This window comes from Acinetobacter sp. 24-47-47 (assembly GCF_057737035.1).
The window spans coordinates 886,453-899,136 of the sequence record NZ_CM173216.1 but is presented as its reverse complement, the minus strand read 5'-3'; the positions used below and the strand labels follow the sequence as shown (position 1 = coordinate 899,136).

Annotated in this window: 9 protein-coding genes and 1 tRNA gene; 6 read left to right on the top strand and 4 right to left on the bottom strand. The window is 37.0% G+C overall.

Going from position 1 to position 12,684, the window contains the following annotated elements:
* Positions 1–73: 73 nt before the first annotated feature.
* The 3 genes from AC1M9E_RS04155 to AC1M9E_RS04145 all read right to left on the bottom strand — a co-directional run bounded on the left by AC1M9E_RS04155 (position 74) and on the right by AC1M9E_RS04145 (position 3,288).
* Entirely contained in the window at positions 74–607 is a 534-nt protein-coding gene (locus AC1M9E_RS04155) for a fimbrial protein (RefSeq protein WP_035266450.1), read from the bottom strand.
* Positions 608–1,067: 460 nt separating this feature from the next.
* Positions 1,068–1,157, bottom strand: a tRNA-Ser gene (locus tag AC1M9E_RS04150).
* 97 nt (positions 1,158–1,254) lie between these two features.
* Positions 1,255–3,288, bottom strand: a complete 2,034-nt coding sequence (locus tag AC1M9E_RS04145) for an oxidoreductase (RefSeq protein ID WP_481607101.1) — start codon at positions 3,286–3,288, stop codon at positions 1,255–1,257.
* A gap of 427 nt (positions 3,289–3,715) precedes the next feature.
* Between AC1M9E_RS04145 and argG the strand changes: the two genes are divergently transcribed.
* The 6 genes from argG to AC1M9E_RS04115 all read left to right on the top strand — a co-directional run bounded on the left by argG (position 3,716) and on the right by AC1M9E_RS04115 (position 10,958).
* Complete coding sequence (argG, locus tag AC1M9E_RS04140) at positions 3,716–5,056, top strand: argininosuccinate synthase (RefSeq protein ID WP_092765981.1); 1,341 nt, start codon at positions 3,716–3,718, stop codon at positions 5,054–5,056.
* 226 nt (positions 5,057–5,282) lie between these two features.
* The gene (gene pyrC / locus AC1M9E_RS04135; protein ID WP_035266516.1) at positions 5,283–6,317 is read left to right on the top strand and encodes a dihydroorotase; all 1,035 of its coding nucleotides are present in this window, start codon (positions 5,283–5,285) and stop codon (positions 6,315–6,317) included.
* On the top strand, positions 6,302–6,958 hold the full coding sequence (gene rnt / locus AC1M9E_RS04130; protein ID WP_035266446.1) for a ribonuclease T: 657 nt from the start codon (positions 6,302–6,304) through the stop codon (positions 6,956–6,958). Before pyrC ends, rnt begins: the two co-directional genes overlap by 16 nt.
* Before the next feature lie 215 nt (positions 6,959–7,173).
* Positions 7,174–9,681 (top strand): TonB-dependent receptor, encoded by a 2,508-nt coding sequence (locus tag AC1M9E_RS04125; RefSeq protein ID WP_488225052.1) that lies wholly within the window; start codon positions 7,174–7,176, stop codon positions 9,679–9,681.
* Positions 9,682–9,833: 152 nt separating this feature from the next.
* A complete protein-coding gene (locus AC1M9E_RS04120; protein WP_035266435.1) occupies positions 9,834–10,775 on the top strand; it encodes a hypothetical protein in 942 nt (313 codons plus the stop codon).
* Positions 10,776–10,808: 33 nt separating this feature from the next.
* On the top strand, positions 10,809–10,958 hold the full coding sequence (locus AC1M9E_RS04115; protein WP_171076764.1) for a hypothetical protein: 150 nt from the start codon (positions 10,809–10,811) through the stop codon (positions 10,956–10,958).
* An 82-nt stretch (positions 10,959–11,040) separates the two neighbouring features.
* On the opposite strand, the gene serC is transcribed toward AC1M9E_RS04115, so the two are convergent.
* On the bottom strand, positions 11,041–12,123 hold the full coding sequence (gene serC, locus AC1M9E_RS04110) for a 3-phosphoserine/phosphohydroxythreonine transaminase (RefSeq protein ID WP_035266433.1): 1,083 nt from the start codon (positions 12,121–12,123) through the stop codon (positions 11,041–11,043).
* Between the last annotated feature and the right edge of the window lie 561 nt (positions 12,124–12,684).

Genomic DNA, 12,684 nt, shown 5'->3' with positions numbered 1-12,684 from the left:
GCAATTGATCTCTACTTAATACATTTGATTAGAGTCAAGTTAATCAATAACTTAACTCTATTTTAAAAACAAATTATTGATAAATAATCGTGTATTGAACTGAAGTAGTTACAGGACCTGCTGTAGAAGCACCAGTCGCATAGTATTCTGCATAGTAGTCAAGTGCAGCAGTTCCACCATCGACAACATCAACCCACTGAGAGTTAGTTTGCGCACCGTTCGCACCAGCCTGCTGAACTAAAATAGGTTGGTTGTTGCTTCCTAACAATTGAACTTGTACGTTTTTAGCACCATTAGCATCTTGGTTATTTAAACGACCAGTGTTGAAATCGACCGTTGCACCAGGTTCGAAATAAGTTGCGACTTTACCTTCTGAACAATCACTTAGATTGATCGTGAACGGTGTACGACCAGCGACTTCACCAGCTGTAGCGAGCGTTTGTTTTGAAACTGTAGGTAGAGTCACAGTAAAGTTTTTGCCTTGTGGCGTTACAATGTCACAAGTCTTATCTGTAACTAAACCGTTGATTGTAATTGTTCCATCAGCTGCATTTGCTTGTGCAATCGTAGCTAATAAAACTGCTGAAAATAATGCGATTTTTTTCATTAGTCTTACTCTAATTCGGGGAATGGTGGGATGTTTAAAAATGTCGATTGATATGCAAAAAATTGCAAAAGCATGGTATTACATTACAAAATAAGTGTAAATAAAGTCACATTTTGCCATTTTCATTAAAACCATTTCACATTTGTAAATTTATCTTTAACTCTTTATTTATTATTAATTAATTATTCATGTATTTTTTTGTAACTATGAATTTTAAAAAATTTAGTTTAATTACTCTATAAAATTAATAATTTTTAAAATATTTATATATATTAAAGCGATATTATGAAATTTTTGATTTAGACAAATTCTGTCATGATCCCGTCATAATTCTAAATATTCAATATGATGCAATGATGCAATGATGCAATGATGCAATGATGCAATGATGCAATGATGCAATGATGCACGATTATTTCGCTCATAAAAAAACCCTGACATTAGCCAGGGTTTTTGAATTTGGCGGAAGCGGTGAGATTCGAACTCACGGAGGACTCACACCCTCGTCGGTTTTCAAGACCGGTGCATTAAACCGCTCTGCCACGCTTCCATGTGCGCCATAATACGAAGCTTTTCATATCATGACAAGTAAAAATTACAATCAAACCATTCAAGTGAATATAGTTTCACCAAATGATTCAAATTTATTAAATTTTGGCTGCAATTTCAGCACCTTCACGAATCGCACGCTTAGCGTCAAGCTCAGCAGCAAGCTTTGCACCACCAATAATATGATATTTCGCTAAAGTTGTTTCAGTCTCTGATGGCATAATCTCTTTAACAGATTCTTGCCCTGCACAAACAACGATAGTATCGACTCGTAATAATTGATCATGCCCACCAACTTCGATCCACAGACCTTCATCACTCACTGATTTATATTGAACGCCACGCAACATTTTCACATGATGTTTTTTTAATTGGGCACGATGAACCCAACCAGAGGTTTTACCTAATCCTATACCCAAAGGCGTTGTCTTACGTTGCAATAAATATATTTCGCGAACTGGATGATCCACTTCAGCAGGTTGTAAACCACCTTCAGAAACATACTGAACATGTGGATCAACTCCCCACTCACGTTTCCATTCTGCCAAAGGTTGTGGCTGTGGCTGATGTTCAGGTTTTAATAAAAACTCTGACACATCAAATCCAATACCACCAGCACCAATTACTGCTACCTTTTGACCCACAGGCGCACCTCTTAATACTTCTGCATAAGATAAAACTTGTGGTGCATCACTTCCTTCGATCTTCAATGCACGTGGTACAACGCCTGTCGCAACAATCACTTCATCAAAGCCTTCACGCTCAAGCTGTTCACGATTAACTTTAGTATTTAAACGAAGTTCAACCCCAGTACGCTCAATTTGGACTTTAAAATAGCGAATGGTTTCATGAAATTCTTCTTTCCCAGGAACAACTTTCGCTAAGTTGAATTGTCCCCCTACATCATTAGTGGCTTCAAATAAAGTAACTAGATGACCACGACTGGCAGCAACAGTCGCTGCCGACATTCCAGCTACACCACCACCCACAACAGCTACTTTTTTTGGCTTCTTGGTTTTTAAATAAACCAGTTCAGTTTCATAGGCTGCACGTGGATTCACTAAACATGTGGCACGTTTATTTTTGAAAGTATGATCCAAACAAGCCTGATTACACGCAATACACGTATTGATTTCATCAACACGATTAGTTGCCGTTTTATTCACCCAGAAAGCATCCGCCAATAATGGACGAGCCATTTGAATCATGTCGGCTTTACCTTCAGCCAAAATAGCTTCGGCAGTTTCAGGCATATTGATTCGGTTGGATGCAATCACAGGCACAGACACATGTTTTTTCACCTCTGCGGTATAATCTACAAATGCCGCACGAGGAACAGAGGTTACAATTGTTGGAACACGAGCTTCATGCCAACCAATACCTGTATTCAATAATGTGATACCCGCTTCTTCTAGCGCTTTAGCAACCGTGATCACTTCATTCATTGTATTACCGTCATGAACTAAATCGAGCATAGATAAACGGAAACAAATGATAAATTTTTCGCCAACTTTCGCGCGAATTGCCTTAACAATTTCAACTGCAAAGCGCATACGGTTTTCTATTTCCCCGCCCCATTGGTCTGTACGCTGATTGACATGACGACTCATAAATTGGTTCAGCAAATAGCCTTCTGATCCCATGATTTCGACACCATCATAGCCAGCTTTTTTCGCGATACTTGCTGTAGCCGCATAATCTTGAATCGTATCCAGAATTTGTTTTTCTGACATCTGACGTGGTTTAAATGGTGAGATCGGCGATTTTATTGGGCTTGCAGAAACCACAAATGGTTGATAACCATAACGCCCTGAATGCAAAATTTGCATTAAAATTTTTGCACCATGTTTATGAACTGCATGTGTCACTAATCGGTGTGGGGCAACATCACCTAAGGTATTCATTGTGCCACCAGCTGGAAGCAGCCAGCCCTGACGGTTAGGGGAAATACCACCTGTAATGATGAGACCTACGCCCCCTTTAGCACGCTCACCAAAATATGCTGCTAATTTAGGATAATTATAAAAACGATCTTCTAGACCGGTATGCATCGATCCCATCACGACACGATTTTTTAGGGTAGTGAAACCAAGATCAAGAGGTTTTAATATATTTGCATAGCGAGTTGTCATGGCAATTCCTTATTTTATGGGCTTTGCAACTTGTTGCATAAAACTATACTTCTTTTTTCATAACTGTTTATGGCAATTTTTTTTCTTTTTCTATAATAAATTACCAACTATTGAATTAGATATTAATATTCAATCACTTACAAAAAATATTTTTCATTAAGTTCGCATTGAAAAATTGCAATAAAATAAATTGATGCATAAAAATCTTTACAAATACGCTGTGTTATTTTCAAGAGGAATCATGAATTAGATTAAGACTTGCTTATTACTTTTGAGTTTTGACGAAATATTGCTATTTATTCAAATATTTTTGCACCACGTATCTTTTTTTAAAAAAAATTACCAACGAAAAGTGCTATAATTGAAGAAATATATTTTTCAGGTTACCAATTTTCTAGGTGCCTATATTCTATCGTTAGGATGAACAATGTCTGATAATGCAACTATCTTACAGAATGTACCTGTAGGCAAAAAAGTTGGTATTGCCTTCTCTGGTGGTCTTGATACTTCTGCTGCTTTATTGTGGATGAAGCAAAAAGGTGCTGAACCTTATGCGTATACAGCAAACTTAGGTCAGCCAGATGAAGATGATTACGATGCTATTCCAAAGAAAGCTGAAGCTTATGGCGCTGTTAAAGCACGCTTAGTGGATTGCCGTTTACAACTTGCATTAGAAGGTATTGCAGCAATTCAATGTGGTGCATTCCATATTTCTACAGGTGGTGTACCTTACTTCAATACAACGCCACTTGGTCGTGCAGTCACAGGTACAATGCTTGTTACTGCGATGAAAGAAGATGACGTCAACATTTGGGGTGACGGATCTACTTATAAAGGTAACGACATTGAGCGTTTCTACCGTTATGGTCTATTAACGAACCCAGCACTTAAAATTTACAAACCTTGGTTAGACCAAACATTTATCGATGAACTTGGTGGCCGTGCAGAAATGTCACAGTTCCTCATCGACAACGGTTTTGACTATAAAATGTCAAAAGAAAAAGCATACTCAACAGACTCAAACATGCTTGGTGCAACTCACGAAGCGAAAGATCTTGAGTATCTTGATGCTGGTATCAAAATCGTTGAACCAATTATGGGTGTTGCATTCTGGAAAGAAGACGTTGAAATTGCACCTGAAGAAGTTTCAATCACATTTGAAGAAGGCTTCCCTGTTGCTCTTAACGGTCAACGTATTGAAGATCCAGTTGAGTTAATTCTTGAAGCGAACCGTATCGGTGGTCGTCATGGTCTAGGTATGTCTGACCAAATCGAAAACCGTATCATCGAAGCGAAATCTCGTGGTATTTATGAAGCTCCGGGTATGGCGCTTCTGCATATTGCTTACGAACGTCTTGTGACTGGTATTCATAACGAAGATACCATTGAACAGTACCGCATCAACGGTTTACGTTTAGGTCGTTTACTTTACCAAGGTCGTTGGTTCGACTCACAAGCGCTTATGCTTCGTGAAACTGCGCAACGTTGGGTTGCTAAAGCAATCACAGGTACTGTGACTTTAGAACTTCGTCGTGGTAACGATTACACCATTATGAACACTGAATCTGAGAACCTTACATACGAAGCTGAACGCTTAACTATGGAAAAAGGTGATTCTGTATTCACGCCAATGGATCGTATTGGTCAATTAACCATGCGTAACCTAGACATTACAGATACACGCGCTAAGTTAGGAATCTATACTGGTGCAGGTTTACTTGCTGTCGGTACAGGTTCTGCTGTTCCACAACTTAAAGACAAAAACTAAGATTTAGTTTAGTCCCAAAAAACCGCGCTTTGAGCGCGGTTTTTTATTTGGACGTGAAAATCTATTATTGTTCCCTAGATGGATAATGACTCATTCATCTAACGTATGCTTCATTTTTATATTAATCAGCACAAATAGATGTAAAACCCCTTTTATCGGCTTTTGTCGTTATCAATTTCAAGCAATATCGATTATCATCTATGTTATTTTTTCAGTAAGACTTGCCTTGAATACGATCACTTTAATCCAGCCAGATGATTGGCACGCTCATTTAAGAGATGGTTTAGCACTTCAACGTACTGTTCCTGATTTGGCGAAGCAATTTCATCGCGCAATCTGTATGCCAAATACAGTTCCACCTGTAAAAACTGTGGAAGAGGCACATGCCTATCGTGAAAGAATCATGGCGCATGTTCCTGAAAATGTAAAATTCGATCCTCGTATGGTGCTCTACTTTACGGATCATACTTCTCCTGAAGAAGTACAAAAAATTAAAAACTCTCCATATGTAAATGCAATTAAGCTTTACCCTGCTGGAGCAACCACAAATTCTGATAATGGCGTTAGTGATATACGTAAAGTGTATAGCGTCATTGAACAACTGGAAGAACATCAGGTTCCTCTCTTACTCCACGGCGAAGTAACACATCATCATGTTGATATTTTCGATCGTGAAAAACGTTTCTTAGATGAAGTTTTAGCACCGCTGCTTAAACAATTTCCAAAATTGAAATTAGTTTTAGAACATATCACCACAAGCGAAGCTGCACATTTTGTACTTGAGCAAGATCGCAATGTGGCAGCGACGATTACACCACAACATTTGTTATTCAATCGCAATGACATGTTGGTTGGTGGTGTTAAACCGCATTTCTATTGTTTGCCAATTTTAAAACGCCAGACACATCAGCAAACTTTGTTAGAAGTCGCAACAAGTGGCAACCCTAAATTTTTCTTAGGTACTGACAGCGCTCCGCATTCTAAAAATGCGAAAGAAAATGCCTGTGGATGTGCGGGATGCTATAGCGCTCCAACTGCAATTGAATTGTATGCTCAAGCATTCGATCAGGTAGGTAAAATTGAACGTCTTGAAGGTTTCGCTTCATTCTTTGGTGCGGATTTCTATGGTTTACCTCGTAATACTGAAACCATTACATTGATCAAAGAAGATCAAGTGATTCCTGAAAGCCTTGAATATTTAGATGGCGAACAGATCATTCCTCTTTATGCAGGTAAAACAATTCAATGGAGAAAAGTGTGACCACTGAAACATTACCTGTCATCGGTCAACGCTTCCGCGGGTTCCTACCCGTGGTTGTTGACGTGGAAACAGCTGGTTTTAATGCAGATACTGATGCATTGCTCGAAATAGCATGTATTCCAATCATTTACGACGAGTCTGGAAAGTTTGTACCTGGTCAAGCGCATCATGCACACATCAATCCATTTGAAGGTGCAAATTTAGATCGTCGCTCACTCGACTTCATTGGCATTGATCCTTTTAATCCAATGCGTGTAGCGATGGCAGAAGATGAAAAGTCTGCACTTAAACGTATGTTTAAAGCAATTAATGAGGTACGCAAACAACAACAATGCACACATGCTGTGCTAGTTGGACACAATGCTCATTTTGATCTTGGTTTTTTAAAAGCGGCAATTGCACGTACTGGAACTAAGAATCAAAATCCATTTCATAGTTTCTCGGTTTTTGATACGGTGACTTTGAGTGCTGTGATGTTCGGACAAACTGTTTTGGCTAAATCATGTATTCAAGCTGGCATCGAGTTTGATGGTAAAGAAGCCCACTCTGCTTTGTATGACACACAGAAAACAGCTGAATTATTCTGCTATATTTTAAATAAATTAGCGCCCCATTTACTTGAAACACTCGTTTCAGAGTAAAAATCTTTAAATACCCCAATATTTTAGAAATCTTGATCATCCTGTGGATTGATCTTAATTGAAAAGTATTGGGGCTTTTTGTTCCAATTTTTAACTATCGCTTTTTTATATTATGTTAATCGTAATATAGTATTGATAATTATTATCATTAATATTGTGAAATAAGTATTATTAAATGATAATCGCTATCGTTTTTATTCTCTCAATGTTAAATCATGTCATTTGTACGCTCAAAATTAAATTTAGCCATTCTTACGATTCTCTCAACTACAGTTTGTGCAAATGAAACAGAAATAAATTCAACAGCTAATGATGATTCAATCAAACTCAATACAATTGTAACGAATGCAACTGAGCAACAAGAAGTTGGAAAAAATCTTTATACGAAGGATGACTTAGACAAGACACCCAATAGTTCTAAGAACATTACTGATTTTTTAAAAGTAAATCCTAATGTGCAATTTGGTAATAATTTTAAAAGTGGCTTACAACAAGGTGAACTTAGCCCAGCCGAAATTAGCATCAATGGCGGTTTACCCTATGAAAATAAATTTCTAATCAATGGGATGAGCATCAACAATAATATTAACCCTGTGGGTGCAACAACATCGAACTCAAATAATGAACTACTCGGCTCTAGTCAAGCTGTTGCAGTCAATGCAGACCTGATTTGTAATATTAAACTGCTTGATAGCAATGTGAGCGCTGAATATGGTGAATTTACTGGCGGTGTAGTGAGTGCAGAAACCTGCGCACCAAAAACTGAGATAGGCAAAATTCACGGTAATATTACCTATGATTATACATCTGATTCTTGGTCTAAAATCAACTTTCCTAATCCAGAAAGCCAACAGGAATTTGAAACCTCCAACAGTGAAAAAAATCAACCTTTCTTTACTAAACAAGGAGTCAGTGCAACACTGTATGGTAATCTCACAGACCAATTAGGTTTCAATGCTTTTGGCTCTTTTCGACATTCCTTAATTCCATTAAAAACGAATTTTATTGAGCCAGCAGAATTAGACCAAACACGTGCTGCGAGCAATTATAGTGTCGAACTCTTCTATACACCTTCAGATAAAACCTCATTAAAAATAGGAACTCAGCTATTTGAAAATAAAGGTGAGTACTTCAATGCTACATTTTTAAACTCAGAAAACACGCAAATATCTGATAGTCAAAGTATTTATATCAATTTAAAAAATAAATTAAATGCTGTTCGGTTAGAACAACAACTTAATTATCAAACACAAAAAAACTCGCGACAGGCAGAACAGGATGCGTACGTGTGGGCTCGATCTTCAACAAAGAATTGGAATCCTAATTTAAGTACGCAATCTTATGGAAACTATGGTTCATTATCACAAGAAGAAAAAAAACTCGAATACTCAATCAAAGCCCTATTTGAACCAATAAACTTTGCGAACTCATCACACCAATTCAAAATGGGTGCAGGTTATGGTCATTATGAAGCGTATTGGGAAAGACCTGAAGTTTCTAATAATTATTACACAACTACTATCTCTTCCAAAAATATTGAAAACTTAAACTGTTACGCTTCTGATGGTCGTCGTTATGATGCTTGTGACGAAGGCAATTCAATTGACGGGCAATATTTAACGCAACGATTTAAATATGATGCAGGACAAATCAATGTACGCCAAGATCGTTGGCATGCATATCTCGAAGATTCAATTTATGTTAATCCATTTATTCAATCTAGTTTAGGCTTACGAGCTGATTATGATTCACTGACTCAAAACACCAATATTGCACCTCGTAGTTCATTTGTTTTGAAGCCATTTGGCAATGATCAATTATTTATCACGGCTGGTTGGAATCGCTATTATGGTTTAAACGCATTCGCCAACGAATTACAAGCTCAACGAGGTCGATTACAGACAAAATTTAAGAGAAATAGTCTTTCTGAAGATTGGGAACTCGACCCGACGTTTATGCCATCCTTCAAATCAAGGTCAGAGCTGGATACGCCGTTTTCAGATGAATCTGTATTTGCTTTTAACACCAATATTTGGAACATCAATACTGGTTTAAAATATGTTCAGCGAGAGAACAAAGACCAATTACGCCAGCAGCAAGGTAATAAGTCTTATAACAACTCAGGAAAATCTGAAGCTGAAATATTAACTTTCTCTTTAAAAAATATTAAACGACTTGTATTTAAAAATTCTGTGCATTATTTAAGCCTAAATGCCGATATGACAGATACAAATCGTAATTTTGATAGCTATGAAAGCAACTACTACACAGGTACATCACAAATTTATTATGATGGCAAACTGATTAATGCTGAAGATAAACCCACTGATAATTTCAATACTCCATGGACAGTTAGACTAGATTGGAATATTGGTTTTAATAATATTCCTTTAAATATTAATCATTATCTTAGCTATCGTGCAGGGACACCAGGTATGAAAAAAACCCTGAGTACCAGTAAAACTGAATTCGTCTATGAACTCGATGGTATGAAATATGACACTTACACTGCATACAAAACGAAAAATGCTTTGAATTGGGATATGCGTACTACCTACACAATACCGAGTTCAAAGAATACGCAAACTATTTTTGGTTTAACCATTAATAATGTACTTAACCGTAAAAATGAGTATTTTTCTTCCAATACATCCTCAGTGACACCAACACCAAGTCCTGAAATCGGTCGTCAATTCATTGCAGATGTTACATTTAAGTTCTAACTCATGATTCCCATAGAGCACTTAGGTGCTCTTTTTCATTTATGCCACGTTAAACTTTTGGATTGCATAAAGAAAAAACAATTCAAGACTTGAAAAATATCAATTATCCTCGATATTACATAAAGTAATTCACTCAATCTTAGAATGAGCATATGAACAATCAAAACAAACCTGAAATTATTACGATAGAAGATCAAAGCTTTGGTAGCCATGTAGAACATTGGGCGCTGTTAACTGATGATCCGACTGTTCAGGTTCCAAAATGGTTGAGTGAAGCACTAAATGCACCTGTCATGCCGATGGGGATTTGTGCTGAAGAACAAGATATGGATCCGAATGTTTGGCTAATTCAAGGACCTAAACAACAACCTATCCAATTGGTTCAAGTCATTGCTGTAGAAGACAATAAACCTAAAGCAGTCAAAACAGCCTTCCCTACTTTTGATAGTCCTTATACGTTGAACGCGACGATTGAACGCATCATTACATGTAAGTCCAACACGCAAGCAGTGTTACAATTAAAAGTTAGTGATAATAGTGTGGTTTATGCTTTTGATAGCTTATACAGTGTTAACCAAATTCAATACCAAAAAAATCAATCTTATAAAGTCCAATTAAATGCGTGGGCTTATGAGCTAGAAAAAGTTGCTGATCAAGAACAAATTGTTGTGGATGATCCAGCTTCAATTAAACACCATCGTGCTTTAAATGAAATTTTGAGTGAACACAATGGTGTAGCGCCAGATAATTTACAGCAGCTGATTGATGCTTGGGAACCTAAATCAGATGCCGATAAAGAACCTGTAACGGTCGATTTTTCGAAAATGGTGGCTTACTTGTACGGTGAAACCATGGGTCAGGAAGATGAGGCCTGGTTCCAAGGAAAAGTGGTTGGCAAGACCCAAATGCAGTTCAACGATCAATTTTATCAACTTTATGATGTAACACTTATTTTGGAAGAAAACCAACCTGCTACACTTATTCGTATCGCGACTAAGGATGAGAATTATAAAAATTTCGAAATTGGTCAATATATTCGTGGAAATATATGGATTCAGGCGAATATTTATGCTAAAAATACATCAAATAAATAGGATTTAACTATAAAGTAATATTTAGGCTCCTAGATGAAAATTATACCGGAACAATCAACAGGCTTAATGGAACAAGCACGCCCTCGTATTCGTGTAGACAAGGGTGCTTACTGTTTCTTTTTCTTAGGTGTTTTCCTCGCTGCTTTTATTTTCCACTTTACCAATCTTATTCCAGCATTTTAATAAATTAGCGTTGATTACTTTCATCTACGTTTTAGACACATAAAAAAGCCTGTCATATGACAGGCTTTTTTACGAACTGATTTTAAGCGTTACGCTTCGCAAAATCATCCATAAATTTCACAAGAGCTTGTACACCTTCAAGTGGCACTGCATTGTAAATACTCGCACGCATACCACCTACTGAACGATGTCCTGCAAGATTTAATAAATTATTTTCCTCTGCTTCTTTCAGGAATTGCTTTTCAAGTTCAGGCTTCGCCAATGTAAATGGCACATTCATAATTGAACGATATTCTTTCGCAATTGGATTTGCATAGAAGTCACTTGAATCAATATAACCATACAATAATTCAGCTTTTTGCTGGTTCACTTGATGAATTGCCTCTACACCACCCTGTTCAAGCAACCATTCAAATACTAAGCCTGATAAATACCAAGCATAAGTAGAAGGTGTATTCACCATAGAATCGTTCTTCGCTTGCGCTGAATACTTCAAGATGCTCGGAATTTCTTCTTTTGCTTGATCTAATAAATCATCGCGAATGATTACCAATGTTAAACCAGCAGGACCGATATTTTTTTGCGCACCCGCGTAAATAAGACCGAATTTTGAAACATCAATTGGTGCCGACAAAATACTAGAAGATAAATCTGCAACCAGTGGTTTATCCGTAGTTGGGATATTTTTAAATTGAATACCACCAATCGTTTCGTTATCTGCATAATGAACATAGGCAGCATCAGCAGATAAATTCCATGTACTTTCATCAGAAATTGCAAGATTACCATCTGCATCTTTAATACCAGCTTCGATCACGTTAATTTCGCCATAACGTTTTGCTTCTTTTAAAGCTTTTTCAGACCAAATGCCAGTATGGATATAATCTGCTTTGTTATTTTTCCCTAATAGATTCAATGGAATCGCAGAGAATTGTAGAGAAGCACCACCCTGTAAGAAAAGCACTTTGTAGTTCTCAGGAATATTCATCAACTTGCGTAAGTCTGCTTCTGCTTTTTCAGCAACAGCGACGTAGTCTGCACTACGATGACTCATTTCCATGATTGATAGGCCCTTACCCTGCCAATCAAGCATCTCAGCTTGAGCTTTTTCTAATACAGCAGTAGGTAATGCAGCAGGACCAGCACAGAAGTTGTACGCGCGCATGATTTTTCCTTTCAGAGTGAAACACAATAAAATGATGGCATTTAACCACAGATAACCATAGCTTGCAGTATATTCAACTTAAATAATTTCAATCTTGTTTTCACACTAAAGCTATTTTTTCAATAAGCTCTACATTTATCAGAGATTTATGTTTACTATATTTTGAGAGACACCGTAGTTAGTAAGTTTAAATCGCTCACTACAACAGCTCTCAATCTGACAAAAATTTATTATGACTATTTCGTTGTATTGTCTTTCATTTCATGCGAACAATTAAAACATCTCACCATACCATTCATAGCTGACTCTTTTAAAATGACTGTGTAATAAAAATCCATCTTTTATATCTTGATCTACAATTTCAACAACCATTTCATTATTTTTATCTCGAACTGCATCATAAAGCGCATCAGTATTTACAGCTGAATGTTTTGTTTATGAACAATATTCCTCAGATTCCCCTCTCTCCTTCATTCAGCTGAAATGAAAGGGTTCACTACATGCTGTTATAAACAGTGCTATTACAATCAGCAAGCTATAATTAAATTTGAGTTTCATTTT